Annotated in this window: 13 protein-coding genes and 2 pseudogenes; 8 read left to right on the top strand and 7 right to left on the bottom strand. The window is 69.0% G+C overall.

Annotation, left to right across the window (positions count from 1 at the left end; translation table 11 throughout):
- Nucleotides 1-186 precede the first annotated feature (186 nt).
- Together oxc and frc are read left to right on the top strand one after the other, a co-directional pair.
- The gene (gene oxc, locus C4B68_RS05635) at nt 187-1,938 is read left to right on the top strand and encodes an oxalyl-CoA decarboxylase (RefSeq protein ID WP_099502763.1); all 1,752 of its coding nucleotides are present in this window, start codon (nt 187-189) and stop codon (nt 1,936-1,938) included.
- A 71-nt stretch (nt 1,939-2,009) separates the two neighbouring features.
- Nucleotides 2,010-3,266 carry a formyl-CoA transferase gene (frc, locus tag C4B68_RS05630; RefSeq protein WP_099502761.1) on the top strand — a complete coding sequence of 419 codons (1,257 nt, stop codon included), beginning with the start codon at nt 2,010-2,012 and terminating at the stop codon, nt 3,264-3,266.
- 376 nt (nt 3,267-3,642) lie between these two features.
- Here frc and C4B68_RS05625 read toward each other — a convergent pair whose 3' ends face one another.
- Entirely contained in the window at nt 3,643-4,083 is a 441-nt protein-coding gene (locus tag C4B68_RS05625; RefSeq protein ID WP_099502760.1) for a PAS domain S-box protein, read from the bottom strand.
- Nucleotides 4,007-4,357: pseudogene (locus tag C4B68_RS41745) on the bottom strand (type ISP restriction/modification enzyme); the annotation flags it as partial. The pseudogene C4B68_RS41745 and the gene C4B68_RS05625, both read right to left, overlap by 77 nt.
- A gap of 69 nt (nt 4,358-4,426) precedes the next feature.
- On the opposite strand from C4B68_RS41745, the pseudogene C4B68_RS05615 reads away from it, so the two are divergent.
- Nucleotides 4,427-5,088, top strand: a pseudogene (locus C4B68_RS05615) (class I SAM-dependent methyltransferase).
- Between the two features lie 424 nt (nt 5,089-5,512).
- Here C4B68_RS05615 and C4B68_RS05610 read toward each other — a convergent pair.
- The gene (locus C4B68_RS05610; RefSeq protein ID WP_099502758.1) at nt 5,513-6,673 is read right to left on the bottom strand and encodes a C40 family peptidase; all 1,161 of its coding nucleotides are present in this window, start codon (nt 6,671-6,673) and stop codon (nt 5,513-5,515) included.
- 174 nt (nt 6,674-6,847) lie between these two features.
- Here C4B68_RS05610 and C4B68_RS05605 point away from each other — a divergent pair, with 174 nt between their 5' ends.
- Nucleotides 6,848-7,717, top strand: a complete 870-nt coding sequence (locus C4B68_RS05605; RefSeq protein ID WP_099502756.1) for a DUF429 domain-containing protein — start codon at nt 6,848-6,850, stop codon at nt 7,715-7,717.
- 102 nt (nt 7,718-7,819) lie between these two features.
- Here the strand turns inward: C4B68_RS05605 and C4B68_RS05600 are convergent, their stop codons facing one another.
- A complete protein-coding gene (locus C4B68_RS05600; RefSeq protein ID WP_099502754.1) occupies nt 7,820-8,788 on the bottom strand; it encodes an ABC transporter substrate-binding protein in 969 nt (322 codons plus the stop codon).
- 465 nt (nt 8,789-9,253) lie between these two features.
- Between C4B68_RS05600 and C4B68_RS05595 the strand changes: the two genes are divergently transcribed.
- From C4B68_RS05595 to C4B68_RS05580, 4 genes are all read left to right on the top strand, one after another.
- Complete coding sequence (locus C4B68_RS05595) at nt 9,254-12,028, top strand: ATP-binding protein (protein ID WP_240634186.1); 2,775 nt, start codon at nt 9,254-9,256, stop codon at nt 12,026-12,028.
- Between the two features lie 2 nt (nt 12,029-12,030).
- The gene (locus tag C4B68_RS05590) at nt 12,031-12,516 is read left to right on the top strand and encodes a roadblock/LC7 domain-containing protein (protein WP_099502752.1); all 486 of its coding nucleotides are present in this window, start codon (nt 12,031-12,033) and stop codon (nt 12,514-12,516) included.
- A 117-nt stretch (nt 12,517-12,633) separates the two neighbouring features.
- On the top strand, nt 12,634-13,065 hold the full coding sequence (locus C4B68_RS05585; RefSeq protein WP_099502887.1) for a DUF742 domain-containing protein: 432 nt from the start codon (nt 12,634-12,636) through the stop codon (nt 13,063-13,065).
- Nucleotides 13,066-13,099: 34 nt separating this feature from the next.
- A complete protein-coding gene (locus C4B68_RS05580) occupies nt 13,100-13,627 on the top strand; it encodes a GTP-binding protein (RefSeq protein WP_240634674.1) in 528 nt (175 codons plus the stop codon).
- 72 nt (nt 13,628-13,699) lie between these two features.
- On the opposite strand, the gene C4B68_RS05575 is transcribed toward C4B68_RS05580, so the two are convergent.
- Genes C4B68_RS05575 through C4B68_RS05565 form a run of 3 tightly spaced genes read right to left on the bottom strand, consistent with a single transcriptional unit; the run spans nt 13,700 to nt 16,223 of the window.
- Nucleotides 13,700-14,374: an ABC transporter permease gene (locus C4B68_RS05575; protein WP_099502748.1), complete on the bottom strand. Its 675-nt coding sequence runs from the start codon at nt 14,372-14,374 to the stop codon at nt 13,700-13,702.
- Nucleotides 14,371-15,078, bottom strand: a complete 708-nt coding sequence (locus tag C4B68_RS05570; protein WP_099502746.1) for an ABC transporter permease — start codon at nt 15,076-15,078, stop codon at nt 14,371-14,373. Before C4B68_RS05570 ends, C4B68_RS05575 begins: the two co-directional genes overlap by 4 nt.
- Nucleotides 15,075-16,223: an ABC transporter ATP-binding protein gene (locus tag C4B68_RS05565; RefSeq protein ID WP_099502744.1), complete on the bottom strand. Its 1,149-nt coding sequence runs from the start codon at nt 16,221-16,223 to the stop codon at nt 15,075-15,077. Before C4B68_RS05565 ends, C4B68_RS05570 begins: the two co-directional genes overlap by 4 nt.
- Nucleotides 16,224-16,367: the final 144 nt, after the last annotated feature.

Below are 16,367 nucleotides of genomic sequence, written 5' to 3'. Positions count from 1 at the left end.
GTGGCGAACGCCCGATAGCAGGTGTCTATCAAGGGAGTTGCGGGGCAGGTCGGGGGCCTCCGCCAGCCATCGATAGATGCTGTTTATCAGCTGGTCGTCGATGGGTCTTGGACGCGGGGAGGCCAGGTCAGGAAGGTGAGATGAGTAGCCGCACCGGCAGGACCTGCCCAAGGAGGACCTCGGACCATGACCGCCCCCTCGACACTGGAGACAGCGGCGACCGCCGACGTTCCGACCGAGCTCACCGACGGGTACCACCTGGTCGTCGACGCGCTCAAGTTGAACGACGTCGACACCATCTACGGGGTGGTCGGCATCCCGATCACCGACCTGGCCCGCCTCGCTCAGGCGCAGGGCATCCGCTACATCGGCTTCCGTCACGAGAGCAACGCGGGACACGCGGCCGCGGCGGCCGGCTACCTCACGAAGAAGCCAGGCGTGGCCCTGACGGTGTCCGCGCCGGGCTTCCTCAACGGCCTTGTCGCACTGGCGAACGCCACCACGAACTGTTTCCCGATGGTCCAGATCTCCGGCTCCAGCGAGCGCCACCTCGTCGACCTCAAACAGGGCGACTACGAGGAGATGGACCAGCTCGCCGCCGCTCAGCCGTTCGTCAAGGCCGCGTACCGGGTGAGCCGGGTGGAGGACATCGGCCGCGGTATCGCCCGCGCGCTGCGCACCGCGATCTCCGGGCGCCCCGGCGGGGTCTACCTCGACATCCCCGCCGCGGTGCTCGGCTCCATCATGGACGCGGAGGCCGGTGCCAGGACGCTGAGCCGGCTCGTCGACCCGGCGCCGCGCCAACTGCCCGCGCCCGAGGCGGTGGACCGCGCGATCGAGCTCCTCGCGAGCGCCGAGCGGCCGCTGGTGGTACTCGGCAAGGGCGCCGCGTACGCCCAGGCGGACGCCAGGATCCGCCAGTTCATCGAGTCCACCGGCATCCCGTACGTACCGATGTCGATGGCGAAGGGCCTGCTGCCCGACGACCACCCGCAGTCCGCGGCCACCGCCCGTTCGATGGCGCTGAAGAAGGCCGACGTCGTGATGCTCGTCGGCGCCCGCCTCAACTGGCTGCTCAGCCACGGCGAGGCACCGAGCTGGAACCCCGACGCGAAGTTCATCCAGGTGGACATCGAGCCCAGGGAGATGGACAGCAACCAGCCCATCGCAGCCCCGCTCGTCGGCGACATCGAGTCGGTCCTCGACGCGCTCGCCGAGCGGACCAAGCCCGGCCAGATCGCGGCCCCCGCCGCCTGGCGGGAGGAGTTGGGGGCACGCTCGGCGCAGAACGTGGCCAAGATGGCGGAGCGGCTCAAGGCCGACCCGCACCCCATGCAGTTCATGGGCGCCCTGAAGGCCGTACGCGATGTCATCCACGCACGACCCGAGACCTACCTCGTCAACGAGGGCGCCAACGCGCTGGACATCGCGCGCAACGTGATCGACATGCACGTACCGCGTCACCGCCTCGACAGCGGTACCTGGGGCGTCATGGGCATCGGCATGGGGTACGCGATCGCCGCCGCCGTCGAGAGCGGCGCGCCGGTCGTGGCCGTGGAGGGCGACAGCGCCTTCGGGTTCAGCGGCATGGAGTTGGAGACGATCTGCCGCTACAAGCTGCCGGTCGTCACCGTGATCATGAACAACGGCGGCGTCTACCGCGGCGACGACGTCAACCCGCTCGACGACGCACCGTCCCCGACGACCCTGATGCTCGCCGCCCGCCACGACCTGATGATCGAGGCGTTCGGCGGCAAGGGCTATCGCGCGACCACGCCCGCCGAGGTCACCGCCGCCCTCACCGAGGCACTGGCCTCGGGCGGCCCGGCGCTCATCGACTGCGTGATCGACCCCTCGGCCGGCACCGAGAGCGGTCACATCTCGCACCTCAACCCGAAGGGCATCACCGTCGGCAACATCACGGCGGCGAAGAAGTAACCGCCTGAGAAGTAACCGCCTTCACCTCGAACTCCCCCCCGCACGAGATCATTCACGAGAAGGAAGCCAACATGAGTGAAAAGCCGCTCGCCGGAATCCAGGTGATCGACTTCACCGGTGTCCAGGCCGGTCCCGCATGCACCCAGATGCTCGCCTGGTTCGGCGCCGACGTCATCAAGGTCGAGCGCATCGACGGCGGCGATGTGACCCGCCGTCAGCTGCGGGACATCGAGGACCTCGACGCCCTCTACTTCACCATGCTGAACAGCAACAAGCGCTCGCTGGCCATCAACACCAAGACCACCGAGGGCAAGGAGGTCATGGAGAAGCTGATCCGGGAGTCGGACATCCTGGTGGAGAACTTCGGGCCCGGCGCCATGGACCGCATGGGTCTCGGGTGGGACCGCATCCACGAGCTGAACCCGCGTCTGATCTTCGGTTCCATCAAGGGCTTCAACGACGACTCCAAGTGGAACGACCTCAAGGTCTACGAGAACGTCGCCCAGGCCGCCGGCGGCGCCGCGTCCACCACCGGCTTCTGGGACGGTCCGCCCACCATCAGCGGCTCGGCCCTCGGCGACAGCAACACCGGTATGCACCTGATGATCGGCCTGCTGACCGCGATCATCCAGCGCAACGAGACCGGGCTGGGCCAGAAGGTGTCGGTGTCCATGCAGGACGCCGTGCTCAACCTGACCCGCGTCAAGCTCCGGGACCAGCAGCGCCTGGCGAAGGTCGGCTACCTGGAGGAGTACCCGCAGTACCCGAACGGCGAGTTCGGCGACGCGGTGCCGCGCGGCGGCAACGCCGGTGGCGGTGGCCAGCCGGGCTGGATCCTGAAGTGCAAGGGCTGGGAGACCGACCCCAACGCCTACATCTACTTCACGATCCAGGAGCAGAACTGGGCGCGCACCGCCGACGCCATCGGCCACCCCGAGTGGAAGGACGACCCGGAGTACACCACCGCCCGGGCCCGCCAGCCGCACATCATGGAGATCTTCGGCGAGATCGAGAAGTGGCTCGCCGACAAGACCAAGTACGAGGCGGTCGACATCCTGCGCGAGTGGGAGGTGCCCTGCGCCCCCGTGCTCAGCATGAAGGAGCTCGCCGAGGACCCCGGCATGCGCAAGAGCGGCACGATCGTCGAGGTCGAGCAGAAGGAGCGCGGCACCTACCTGACTGTGGGCAGCCCGATCAAGTTCTCCGGCTTCCAGCCCGACATCAAGGGCGCGCCGCTGCTCGGCGAGCACACCGACGAGGTGCTCGCGGACCTCGGCTACGACGCGGACGACATCCGCAAGCTGCACGAAGGCCAGGTCGTGGCCTGACCTGAAGCCGAACTGCCCAGGTGCCCTGCGTACGAGCTTTCGCGCGCAGGGCACCGGCATGTGCGCGGGCGCTGGACACACCACGCGGTCATCGGCGTGTGGCTGGCGCTGGACACGACGCGGTCATCGGCGTGTGGCTGGCGCTGGACACGACGCGGTCATCGGCGTGTGGCTGGCGCTGGACACGACGCGGTCATCGGCGTGTGGCTGGCGCTGGACACGACGCGGTCATCGGCGTGTGGCGGGCGCCGGACGCGACGCGGTCATCGGCGTGTGGCGGGCGCCGGACGCGACACGGCATGGTGCGGGCGCCGGACACGACACGGGCCATCGCCGCGCTGGTCGCGGCGATGGCCCGGTGTTTCGGCGGCGTTTCTCAGGCTGTTGTGCTGGCGGTGGCGGCCTCGTTACGCCGCATCCGTTCCTTTTCCCGGGCCCGTCGAGCGGTGACATCCCGGATGACGGCGCCGCAGTGGCCCGCGCCGCCGTCAGGATCGGCCAGCAGCACCACGCTGAACTCGATGGAGAGCTTGCGGCCGTCCGCCCCCACCGCGGGAACCGAAAGGAGGTCCGCTTCCCCGTACCTGCTGGTCCCTTGCGCCATGGCCGTCTGGAAGCCGTCCCAATGACGCTGCCTGTGGCGCTCGGGGATGATGATGTCCAGGCTGCGACCGGCGACCTCGGCCGCCGAGAACCCGAAGATGCGCTCCGCCCCCCGGTTCCAATAGCGGATCAGTCCTTCACGGTCGATGATCACTATGCCGTCGGGTGCCTGGGCAGCCATTCCCAGCACCACCTCGGGATCCAGATCTTCCATGTCGCCTCCGAGCCGGGGCCATTGGTGCCGACAGTATACAGAATGCAGTTGTTGCGGAAACCCGCGTGCGGGTCTCAGCCGACGGCGCGGACGCGGTCGAGGGCGACGGACGGGACGCGGTCGCGCCGGACGTCATTGAGCGGATTTGGTGTGTCGACTGCTGGTTGAGGAAGAGCTGGCCCTCTCGGAGCGCCGCCCAGAGGTCAGGACGCGGGCGGTCGAGGACACGGTTGTCGGCGACGAGGTACTGGCGGTCGAAACTGCGCAGGGCCGTGCGAACAGGCGGGAGGGAAGATCGTGATTCTCTCGGCTCGCCTCAGCGCCAGGAACTACTGTCGCGAGCGTGGTCGAACACGATGCCCTCAGCGCCACCCGCGAGGCCTACGACGCTGCTGCCCCCACCTATGCGCAGCTGTTCCGCGACACGCTGCGTGACAGTCCCCTGGACCGTGCGGTCTTGGGTGCCTTCGCCGAGGCGTACGTGCGAGCGGGGACGGTCAGGTCGCGGACCTGGGGTGTGGGCCTGGCCATATCACCGCTTATCTGGACGAGCTGGGGCTGGCGGCGTTTGGTGTTGATGCCTCTCCCGCGATGATCAAGTTGGCCCGACAGGCCTATCCGGGCCTGCGGTTCGACGTGGGCTCGATGGCCGCGTTGAACATCGCTGACGGCGTGCTGGGCGGCGTACTCTCACGTTGGTCCATCATCCACACTCCGCCGCAGGAACTCCCCGTCATCCTGGCGGAGTTCCATCGTGTGCTGGCACCTGGCGCCCACCTTCTGGTCGGCTTTTCGGCAAGCGATGATCCGTCTCACCCGACGCAGGTCTTCGATCACACAGTCGCGCCGGCCTACCGGTGGTGGCCTGATCACCTCGCCGCGATGCTGCGCAAGTCCGGGTTGGCCGAGGTAGCCCGGATGGTTCGCAAGCCCCAGCCCACCGACCGACGGCAGTTCCAGGAGATTCAACTGCTCGCCCGCAAAGCCTCGACAGAGGCTGCCTGACCGAACACATGACCGCATCGGGTGACCGAATAGCCTGCCGAGGCGAAGGTGTTGCACACAACTGCACAACCCGTCGACGGCCGACGCCGTGCTCTACCCGGCGACCGAGGCAGGGCAGAAGATCCGCGGACTGCGTCCCTGATCCCATGCCGGAAGCGGGGCGGAGCGATCCCCCCGCCAGAAGCGGGCGGAGCGCCGCCACCGCATGCTCCCGGACGCGGGAACTGTCATCCAACCAACTTCTTGCCCGCCGACGCGGGGCCGACTCGATCGAGCGACCCCGCACCGCGAATGGAGACGCATCATGACGACTACACCGAACCCCAACCCTCAGCCCGACAATGCCCCGCAGGGTGGCTGGGGGCCGCCCGGTCAGCTTGCTCGGGTGGAGCGCAACTGGGTGTTCGTGTAGCCGGCCTCCGGCCTAGGCAGGGCGCGCCGCACTGTGGATCGCTGCCTCTCCGGCGAAGAAGATTGACTCCTCGCGGATGCGGGCTCCTGGGCCCGGGGCGTGGATCATTGTGCCGTTGCCGACGTAGAGGGCGACGTGGCTGATGTTGGCGAAGAAGAAGATCAGGTCGCCGGGGCGGAGTTCGGCGAGGGGGATGGGCCTGCCGTAGGTTGCCTGGTCGTGGGTGGTGCGGGGGAGTGCGACTCCGGCGGCTTTCCAGGCGGCCTGGGTGAGGCTGGAGCAGTCGTAGGAGTCCGGGCCGGCCGCGCCCCAGACGCACGGTCTGCCGATCTGGGCTAGGGCGAAGGCGAGGACGTTCGCGGTGTTTCTGCCGTAGCCCGCGTCCGACGTGCTGTCCGCGCCGATCGGTAGGGCTGCGGCGATCGGTATGGCTGCTTCGATCGGTACGGCTGCTTCGATCGGTACGGCTGCGCCTAGGGCGGCCGATTGTTGGGGTGGCCATTCCTGCCACTCCCGCCGCTCCTCTGGCGCTTGGTTCACGCGTGGCGGCTCTGCGGTGTTCCAGGTGTCCTGCATCGGTGCGACCGGCGTCTTGCGCTCCGCGGTGTGCCTGGACAGCAACTCCCTGGCCCCGGCCAGCTTTTGGCGGTTCAGTTCCTTGCGCGTCTTTGGTGAGGACTGTGGCAGCTGTTCGGTGAGCGGGGCGGGGAGAGCCCTGCGAGGCTCCGGTGCGGCGGGTAGCGCGGCTATGGGTGCTGCGGTGGGTCCGGCGGTCAATGCCGGGACGGGGCGTCCCATTGCCGATCCGCTGTCACCGCTCGTGAGTTCGTTGCCGGGGCGCGTTGTGGGCGTCGGGGCCTCGGGAAGCTCCCGTGCTTTCGCGGGGCCTTTCCCGGTCGCGCGGTTCGGCGTTCGGTCGGGCGGCAGCACTGCCGGCACGGTCGGGCCCAGCTGTGCGCGCGTCGCGTTGAACCACTGCCTGGCGAGGTTGGCGGCGTCGGTGTCCTCGCGACCGCGCGCGTTGCCGGCGTCCGGGGTGACGCGCTTGCGCGCCGCCCCCGTGGTCGTCGCCCGGGGCGCGTTGTAGGTCCCGCTCACGGTCTTGGCGTGATCGTAGAAGGCGCTGATCCGCCGCTGGACCTCTTCCGGGCTCGGCCCGTCGTCCTGTGCCATGAGCGGCCTCTCTTTCCGAACTCCGCCTGCCGGGGCGGCGGTCAACTGCCAGGACAACCTAGCCAAGTTGTGCGCCTCAAGTGAAGGTTGAAGTGTTAAATGTCCGATACGTATTCGTGACCCGATCTTCGGCGGCACGCCCACGCTCGCCCACGCCTCTGGTAGGACCGAACCATGGAGATCGAGCGGTTCATCGGTGTCGACCTCGCCTGGGCGCAGGGCGGCGGCCCCCGGGCCAGGCCCAATGAGACGGGTGTCGCCGTCATCGACGGGTCCGGTGCGGTGATCGACTGTGGCTGGACCCGGGGGATCGACGAGACGGTTGCCTGGATTGGTGGGGTGGCCTCGGGCCGGTCTTCCCTCGTGTTCGTCGATGCGCCGCTCGTCGTCGACAACCCAAGCGGCCAGCGGGCGTGCGAGCGGGAGGTGGGGCGGCGGTACGGGCGGTGGAAGGTGAGCGCGAACAGTACGAATCTGGGGTCGCCGCGCCTCGCGGGAGTGTTGTTGCGTGAGCGATTGCGCGCGGCGGGGTGGGTGTACGACGACGGCGCGTCCGGACCGCCGGTGCGTGGTCTGGTGATGTCGGAGTGCTATCCGTACACGACCCTCGTCGGGGCGACCGAGCTCGGTTACGACCAGGAGAGGCCCACGTACAAGCGGCGGCCCGCGCGCGTGCCGACGGCGCGGTGGCGTGCGGTGCGGGCCGCCGAGTGCGACCAGCTGATCGTGCGGCTCGCGGGGCTGGCCACCGCCGATCCGCCGCTCCTGCTGTCCTCCCACCCGGTGTCGCGTCGGTTGGCCGAGGAACCCTCGCCCGAGGCCTCGGCCGAGTACAAGCACCGCGAGGACCTCATCGATGCGCTGCTGTGCGCCTGGACGGCGGCGCTGTGGGCGCGGTATGGGCTCGCGCGGTGTCAGGTGCTGGGCGCCGGCATCCCCGCCGCCGGGCTAGGAACCACCGCAAGAGGAACCGCCGCCACGATCATCGCTCCCGCCCGACCTGAGCAGAGGAGGGACGGGACCGGCGTCCGCCCTGTGACGTGACGCCTCGGCGCCAAGGCATCAGGCCGGAGCGGGTTCCCGCCCCGGCCTTCAGACACCGCCGGCCGGCCCAGCCCAGCTCGGCTCAGTTCAACTCGGCTCAGTTCAGCTCAGGCCGGCCGACGACAGCCACGCCTTCGCCACATCCAGGGGATCCTTTCCTTCCTGCACCTGGCTGTTGAGCTCGATCAGGGTCTTCGTGTCAAGCTTCGCCGAGACGTCATTGAGCACGGAAACCCCGGCCGACGGCAGATCGCTCTTGTACGTCAGCGGAGTGACGTTCTGGAATCCGAAGAGATCCTTGGAGTCCTGCAGGACCACGAACTTGTTCTTGGCGATTCCAGGGTCCGTCGTGAAGATGTCCGCGGCCTGGATGTTGTTGCCCTTGAGGGCCGCCGCCGTCAGCGGGCCGCCGGCGTCCAGCGCTTTGAAGGACTTGAATTCGATGCCGTAGACGGACTTGAGGCCCTTCAGCCCCTGGTGACGGGTCTGGAACTCGGGCGAGCCGCCGATGACCAGGTCCTTCGAGACGTCGGCGAGGTCGGCGATCGTCGACTTGTCCGTGAGGTTGTACTTCTTGGCCGTGGCCTCGTTGAGGGCGACCGCGTCCTTGTCCTGGGCCTCGGACGGCTCCAACAGGGCCAGTTTCGCGTCGAGTTTGGCCGTGATGGCCTTGTTGGTCTCCTCGACCGTCTTCGGGGCCGCCTTGGCGTCGAGGTAGGCGAGCAGGGCCCCGTTGTATTCGGGCAGGACCGTGAGCGTGCCGTTCTTGATCAGGCCGTATGTCGTCTCGCGGCTGCCGATGTTCAGCTTGTAACTGACCTTGATGTCCTTGGACTTGAGGGCCTCACCGTAGATGTCGGCAAGCAGGATGCTCTCGGGGAAGTTGTTGGAGCCGACAACGACCGTACCGCCCTTGGCGGCGTCCCCCTGCAACGGGTCGTTCTTGCCGGAGTCGTCGGAGGAACCGCAGCCCGTCAGTGCGGCCGTGGCCACAACCAGCAGGGAAACAGCGTACGTTGCGGACGTTTTGGTGCTTCGGGCGATCGTCACGTGGTCATCCAGACTTGGCATGAGTGGGGTGGTCGTGGGCGGAAGACGCGGGTGGTCATGGTCCAGACGATCCAATCGAGGCGTCTTAAGGACCGTCAAGACACGAATAGATCACTGCTGATCACTGACGGAGACCGTACGACGTCATTCCTGTCACCGCCGGACGCCGTACGGTGTTGAGTCGGACCCCATGCGGCGCCCATCCGTATGGCTGATGAGGACCGTACGGGCTCCTCCAGGTGACTGATGGGGACCGTGTGGCTTCGCCCCGTGTGCACAACGCGACCAATACGACGGTGAATCCGGCGTTTCCACCTGTCACTTTTTGGCTGATCATGGCCGCACTCTTGGGACAGCCGCTACTGTGGGGCCGCGTCGAGGGCCCTGTTCCACTTGTCGGGCCGAGCGCGCTGTCGCGATCGCTGAACCACTGAAACACCCAGCCCGGGCCAAGGGCTTCCAGGGGAACAAAGTCGAGGAGGGTCGGTGCCCGCGCACGAAAAGAAGGCCGCCCAGGGGCAGTCGTCCACGGCTCCCTCAAGAGGCCGAAGGCCACCCCTCCTCGACCGTTTGCCTTTCCGCCGCAAACTCAACGTCCTGGTGATCGTCCCGCTCGTGGTCGTCTCCGTGATGCTCTCGTACGTCGTCTACAGCCAGGTCGACCGGGCCAGGTCCGCCGCCGACACCGCCCAACTCGTGCGGGACAGCGCGCACGTGACCAAGCTCATCGACAGCGTGCAGACCGAGCACCGGCAGGCGCTCCTCGTCTCCCTGCGCCACCAGGCTGCCCTTGACCGTGACAACGCGCCCGACGCCTCCTCGTACCTCCAGGCGCAAGGGCAGGTCAACCGCCAGATCGAGGCCGTCCGTTCGGCCTACGGGGACCGGCTGCCCGACGCCGAGGCCTCGGCGCTGCAGGAACTGGAGGGCCTGGACAGCCTCCGCAAGACCGTCGAACTGGGTCCGATTCCCGCCGACAACATCGACCCCGCGTACGGATCGGTGATCGAGGGCCTCATCAACGGCCTCGGACTCGGCCAGTTGGGCGCCGAGTCCTCGTCGTCCGCGGGCAATCTGCTCGACGCGCTGCTGCGCGCCGACACCGCTCACGCGTCCTTCGAGACCAGCGTCTTCGCCGCCCGTACCCGGGACTCCAACGCGCTCATCGAGTTCACCGGTGCCGTCGGCGACTACGAGCAGTACGGCTACCACGCCGAGCGGTTCACCCGGTTCGCCAGCCAGGAACAGGGCGCGGTTCTCGCCGAGATCGAGCGCAGCCCGTACCAGAACGTCATCGCCCAGCACTGGGCCGAGCTCCAGGTCGACCCGAGCGGTCTGGTCGCCGAGAACGCGGGGCAGGTGCGCGTCGCCCTCGGTGACGCGCTGCGCGCCGACCCCACATACGAGCGCCAGGCCGAGAACCGGCTGAAGATCACTCAGAACCTGATCGGCGAGATCGCCGCCGACACCGAGGACGCGTCGAACGACGCCTGGTGGCAGGTGTTCTGGCTGATCGCCGGCACGCTGCTCGCCTTCGGGGCGTGGTTCCTGTTCTCGGTGCTGGTGCGCCGCTCCGTGGTCCGGACCGTGCGGACGCTCACCGAGGCGGCCCAGCACGTGGCCACCGCGGCCGAGACCGAGCTGGCCCGGGTCGCGGACGACGACGCCGACGACGCGAGCCCACCGCGCCTCGAAGCCGTGCCCGTGCCGGTGCGCGACGAGATCGGTGAACTCGCCGAAGCCTTCAACCAGGTTCAGGTCACCGCGACCGCGCTGCTGGAGCGCCAGGTCGTCAGCCGCCGCAACATCGCCGAGATGTTCGGCAACGTCGGCCGTCGCATCAGCAATCTGACGGCACGTCAACTCGCTCTGATCGACTCGGTGGAGCGCGGCGAGACCGACCCGGAGGTGCTGGACCGGCTCTACCGCATCGACCACATCGCCGTACGCCTCCAGCGCAACGCCGACAGCCTGATGCTGCTCGCCGGAATCAGCGAGACGGGCCTGGGCGCCGAGCCGATGCGGCTCAGCAACATCGTCCGCGCCGCGCTCGGTCAGATCGAGGGCTACCAGCGGGTCACTCCGCATGCCGAGGGCGATGTCACCGTCGCCCCCGACATCGTCGGCGATCTGACGCTGATGCTCGCCGAACTGCTGGAGAACGCGGTGATGTTCTCCCCGGCGACCAGCGGCGTCGAAGTGGTCCTGCGCCCCGGGCACGGATCCGGCGGCGTTCTCGTCGAGATCATCGACCACGGGCTCGGGATGAGCCCCGAGCGCCTTGTGGAGGAGAACGCCCGGCTGATCCGGCGTGAACGGCTCGACCTGGCGCCGACGGAGGTCCTGGGCCTGTTCGTGGTCGGCGGACTGTCCCGGCGCTGGGGCATCGAAGTCGTCCTGTCCCGCACCCCGGGCGGTGGCGTCACGGCCACCGTCGTGGTCCCCTCGACCCACCTCCTGCTCACCGACCCTGCGCATACCGCGGCACGGGCCCCGCACATCCTGCCGCCGGCCCGCCACTCCGGCGCGAGCGAGCCGCGCCCCGCGACGGTGGAGTCACCGCCCGGCCCCTCGGGTCTGCCCCGGAGGGTTCCGGCGCCCTCCCGCAACGCGGAGTCTCCCAGCCACGCGCGCCACCCGGAACCCACGGACGACACCGGAGGCGAGCGCGCCATGGCCCACCCGGCGAACGGGCCCGGCGCGTACCGGCCCGCCGACGGCATCGGCATCGGCACCGGTACCGACCGCGGCTCCCGTACAACTTCCGACCGCGGCTCGGGCACCAGCTCCGACCACGGCTCCGGTACGGCGGCCCCGGCGAGGCCCAGCGATGCCGCTCCGCTGCGGCGCCGGGTACGCGGCGCGACCCTGTCGGCCACCACCGCGGCGAGCCGGATGCCCGCACGAACCGTCAGGAAGCCGCGGCCGCCCGCCTGGCAGACCGCGGACGCGGAGGCGGCACGATCCGAGATCGACGAGTTCGAGGCCGCCGTCCTGCGCGCCCAGCGCGAGAGCGCGGCCGACAGCCGGTCCACCGACAGCCGGTCCACCGACAGCCGGTCCACCGACGGCCGGACCGCCGACGGCCGGACCGCCGCGGGCCGGTCCGCCGCGGTCCGGACCACCGGGGCGAGTCGACCAGACGGCCGGACCACTGCGGCGAGCCGACCGGACGGCAGGCCCGACGCCCCGACCGAAGCCAGCACACCCGACAGCAGACCTACCAGCAGACCCTCACCCCCGGAAGGCATGAGCAAGTGACCATGTGGACAGGCGAGCCTGAGTCCGGAGCAGTGGAAGGAACCGTGGAACCGGTGACGGACGTGAAGGCCGCCGCTGCCGACTTCAATTGGCTGCTCAATCGATTCGCCACCGAGACGGCGGGGGTCGTCGACGTGATCGGAGTCTCCTCCGACGGACTGCTCATCGCGGTGTCCCAACTGCGCGGCCAGGCGGACTCGGAACGGCTCGCGGCGATCGTCTCCGGCATCACCAGCCTGGCCATGGGCGCCGCCGGCAACTACGGTCTCGGCGGCCTGAACAAGGTCATCATCGACCTGGAGGAAGGACACGTCCTGGTGTCGGCGCTCGGCGCCGGCGCCGTGCTCGGCGTGGTCGCCTCGAAGGAGGCGAAGCTCGGCAACATCGCGTACGAGATGACCCTCTTCGCCAACCGGGCGGGTGAGGTCCTGAGCCCACAGCTCGTCATGGAGCTGAAGAACACCGTGGGCGTCGCGCCCACCGTTTGAGGAGCGACCAGTTGACGTCCGACGAGTTGACGTCCGGCCGGTTGACGTCTCACTTGTTGACGTCCGACGGCTGTCACATGACCGGTGACGGCTCGCGAAGCGAAGGGGGAGGACGTGATGACGGCCGGCGAGCCATCAGCCACCGACGACGCCGGGTGGGACGCGGAGCGTCCTGCTTCGGTCGTCCGGCCGTTCCTGCTGACCGCGGGGCGGATCGCCGGGGGCGACAGTCTCGTACCGCCGATCCCGATCGAGACACAGGTGGTCGCGACGGACGTGGGACTGGCTGCCCTGGACGCCTTCGTGTTCGAACAGCACCGCGACATCATCACGGTCTGCCGAGAGCCGCAGTCTTTGGCGGAGATTGCGGCGAAACTGCGGATGCACTTGAACGTGATCCGGGTGCTCGCCGACGATCTACGCTCCGACGGCCAACTGGCCCTGTACGCACCGCAGGCCCATTCCAACCGCGATGTCACCGTTTTGCGAAGGGTTATCGATGGTCTCCGAGCTATCCCCGACTCCCGGGGCGCCATCCGTGAGGGCTGAGTCCGCGGGGCCCCGGCCGCCCCTGCCCGTGAAGATGGTGATCGCGGGCGGCTTCGGCGTGGGCAAGACCACCACGGTGGGCGCCATATCCGAGATTGAGCCGCTGACCACCGAGGCGTCCATCACCTCGGTTGCCGCGGGCGTCGACGACCTCAGCCACACCCCGGAGAAGATGACGACGACCGTCGCCATGGACTTCGGCTGCGTGACGCTCGATCCGACCCTGAAGCTCTACCTGTTCGGGACCCCCGGCCAGGAGCGCTTCGGGTTCATGTGGGACGACCTCGTCGAGGGCGCGCTCGGCGGGCTCGTCATCGTCGACACCCGCAGGCTCGACGACTGCTACGCGGCCGTCGACTACTTCGAGCACCGCGAGATCCCCTTCGCGGTGGCCATCAACGCCTTCGACGGCCAGGTCGACCACGATCTGGACGACGTACGGTGGGCCCTCGACGTCGCCGACCACGTGCCCGTCACCGTGTTCGACGCGCGCGAACGCGGTTCCGTACGGGACGCGCTCCTCGTCGTCCTCGAACACGCGCTGGCCACCGCCGAACGGTGAAGGGGGACGGGCCACACAGCCCGTCCCCCTCTTTCTCGTACGCCAGTCAGGCGGCGCGGCCACGTACGCCAGTCAGGCGGCGCGGCGCCTGCGCACCCCCGGCGACACGGCCACCCGGCCCACGGCCCAGAACAGCACCAGGACGAGCAGCGCCAGGACGGCGATCAGGGCGGCCCCGCCGACGACCTTCTCGTAGTCGCGCTGGTAGAGGCCGTCCACGATGTAGCGGCCGACGCCGCCGAGGCTCACATACGCCGCGATCGTCGCCGTCGACACGATCTGGATCGCCGCGGAGCGCAGGCCGCTGAGGATCAGCGGCAGCGCCGCCGGTACCTCGACCTGGAGCAGGATCTTCCCCTCCGCCATGCCCATGCCGCGCGCGGCATCGACGGGGGAGGGGTCCACGCTGCGGATGGCCTCGTACGTGGTGATGAGCACCGGGGGGATCGCCAGCACGACGAGCGGGATCATCACCGGCAGGATGCCGAGGCCGAGCCAGACGAACATCAGCACCAGCAGCCCGAAGGTGGGCAGGGCACGGGCACCCGCGGACACGAAGGCCAGCGCGTTGCCGCCGCGGCCGGTGTGTCCGGTGACCAGGCCGATGGGCAGGCCGATGGCGGCGGCGATCACGAGGGCCGCGGCGGAGTACTGGAGGTGTTCCCAGACGCGCTGCGGGATGCCGTCGTAACCGTGCCAGTGGGAGCCGTCGCTGAAGAACGATTGCATGAAGTTCAGTACGTTCACGAGACGCTCTCCGGAAGGGGGGACGCGTCCGCCACCGTCGACGTACGGCGTGCGGACGTGCCGTGGGACGGCGGCTGCCAGGGGGTGAGCACCCGCCGCAACACCACCAGCAGGGCGTCCACCAGCACCGCGAGGGCGGCGGTGGTGACCACCGAGTTCACCGCGAGGAGGGGCCGGTGGTACAGCATCGCGGTGGTCAGCAGATTGCCGAGCGCCCCCTGGTTGCCGATCAGCGCGCCGACGCTGACCAGGCTGATGCTGGAGGCGGTCGCCACGCGCAGCCCCGCCATGATCGCGGGTACGGCGATGGGCAGTTGGACCTGGAGATAGCGGCGTACGTAACCGATGCCCATCGCGGCCGCGGCGGAGTTCGTCTCCTCGGGGACCGAACGCACGCCGTCGACGACCGACGGGACGAGGATCACCAGGGTGTACAGACACAGCGGGATCATGACGGTGAGCCGGCTGAGCCCCGTGTAGTCGATGAGCACCACGAAGAAGGCCAGCGACGGGATCGCGTACAGCACCGTCGTGGCCCACAGCACCGGCGGATAGAGCCAGTTGAGGCGGACGCACAGCAGGCCGATCGGCAGCGCCAGCACAAGACCGAAGAGCACCGGGATCAAGGCCTCCTGCATGTGCCAGGAGATCAGGCCGAGATAGCTGTGCTGAAGGTCGCTCGGTATGTCGAAGAAGCCGTTCATCGGGTGGCCTTCAGCTCGGAGGCGTCCTCGGACAGGTCCGGGGCGTCCGCCGCCCGTCGCTGCCGGGCCGCGCGGATCGCGGCGGCGATCGTCGCCTGATCGGCGAGCCCCAGCACCGTCCCCGCACCGTCCACCGCGACCGCCTGACCGGTCGGCGACAGCACGGCCCGGTCGAGGGCGACGCGCAGCGAGTCCCGGCCCACCTCGAAGCCCTGCCCGTACGGCTCAAGGGCCTTGACGTCACCGTCCCACGTGGCGAGGTCGGCCCAGCCGAGCGGCTTGCCGCCCGCCTCGGTCACCATCACCGGCGACGTCGCGTCTTCGCGTCCGGCGATCTCCTGCCAGTCGGAGCCGACCGGGAAGACCCGGGAGCGGTCGAGTTCGAGGTCGCGGGTGGACAGGAACGACAGGCCGCGGATGCCCCGGTCGGCGCCGAGGAACTCCTCCACGAACGGGTCGGCGGGAGACGACAACAGCTCGTCCGGGGAGGCGAATTGGGCGAGCGTGCCGCCGGTGCGCATCACGGCGATACGGTCACCGATCGTGATGGCCTCGTCCATGTCGTGGGTGACGAACACGATCGCCTTGCCGAGTTCGCCCTGGATGCGGAGCAACTCCTCCTGGAGGCCCCGGCGGACGACCGGGTCGACCGCGGAGAACGGCTCGTCCATGAGGAGGATCGGCGGGTCCGACGCCAGCGCGCGGGCGACGCCGACACGCTGCTGCTGGCCGCCGGAGAGCTGGTACGGGTAACGGCGGGCCATGGCCGGGTCGAGGCCGACGCGCTCCATGAGTTCGGCCGCACGCGCCCGGGCGCGATGCTTGGACCAGCCGAGCAGCCGCGGCACCGTGGCGATGTTGTCGAGGATCGTGCGGTGCTGGAAGAGCCCCGCGTTCTGGATGACGTAACCCATCGAACGGCGCAGGGCGTTGACCGGCTGGCGCAGAATGTCCTCGCCGTTCACCCGGATCGTGCCGCTGCTGGGCTCGACCATGCGGTTGATCATGCGCAGCGTGGTGGTCTTGCCGCAGCCCGAGGGTCCAACGAGAACGGTGATGGAGTGGTTCGGTATCTGCAGGGACAGGCGATCGACGGCCACCGTGCCGTCGGCATATCGCTTGCTGACATCTTCGATGGCTATCAAGCGTCGAAACCCTTCGGGGCGGTCTTGCTCGTGCGCGTCTCGATCACGTCTACGAGGCTGCGCAGTCTAGCCAGTTGAAGTTTTCTCCAGGTCACCGAGGGTTACGGTCGCCGGCGCGGGGCCGGTCAGCCGTCGCGACGTGGC

The sequence above is a fragment of the Streptomyces dengpaensis genome (assembly GCF_002946835.1).
In the GTDB taxonomy this organism is placed as follows: Bacteria; Actinomycetota; Actinomycetes; order Streptomycetales; family Streptomycetaceae; genus Streptomyces; species Streptomyces dengpaensis.
The sequence above is the reverse complement of the archived record's forward strand: the minus strand, read 5'-3'. Positions and strand labels throughout refer to the sequence as shown.

Coding starts and splice junctions, on each gene's coding strand:
- oxc (WP_099502763.1), top strand. CDS start 187: ATGACCGCCCCCTCGACACTGGAGACAGCGGCGACCGCCGACGTTCCG.
- frc (WP_099502761.1), top strand. CDS start 2,010: ATGAGTGAAAAGCCGCTCGCCGGAATCCAGGTGATCGACTTCACCGGT.
- C4B68_RS05625 (WP_099502760.1), bottom strand. CDS start 4,083: ATGGAAGATCTGGATCCCGAGGTGGTGCTGGGAATGGCTGCCCAGGCA.
- C4B68_RS05610 (WP_099502758.1), bottom strand. CDS start 6,673: ATGGCACAGGACGACGGGCCGAGCCCGGAAGAGGTCCAGCGGCGGATC.
- C4B68_RS05605 (WP_099502756.1), top strand. CDS start 6,848: ATGGAGATCGAGCGGTTCATCGGTGTCGACCTCGCCTGGGCGCAGGGC.
- C4B68_RS05600 (WP_099502754.1), bottom strand. CDS start 8,788: ATGCCAAGTCTGGATGACCACGTGACGATCGCCCGAAGCACCAAAACG.
- C4B68_RS05590 (WP_099502752.1), top strand. CDS start 12,031: ATGTGGACAGGCGAGCCTGAGTCCGGAGCAGTGGAAGGAACCGTGGAA.
- C4B68_RS05585 (WP_099502887.1), top strand. CDS start 12,634: ATGACGGCCGGCGAGCCATCAGCCACCGACGACGCCGGGTGGGACGCG.
- C4B68_RS05580 (WP_240634674.1), top strand. CDS start 13,100: ATGGTGATCGCGGGCGGCTTCGGCGTGGGCAAGACCACCACGGTGGGC.
- C4B68_RS05570 (WP_099502746.1), bottom strand. CDS start 15,078: ATGAACGGCTTCTTCGACATACCGAGCGACCTTCAGCACAGCTATCTC.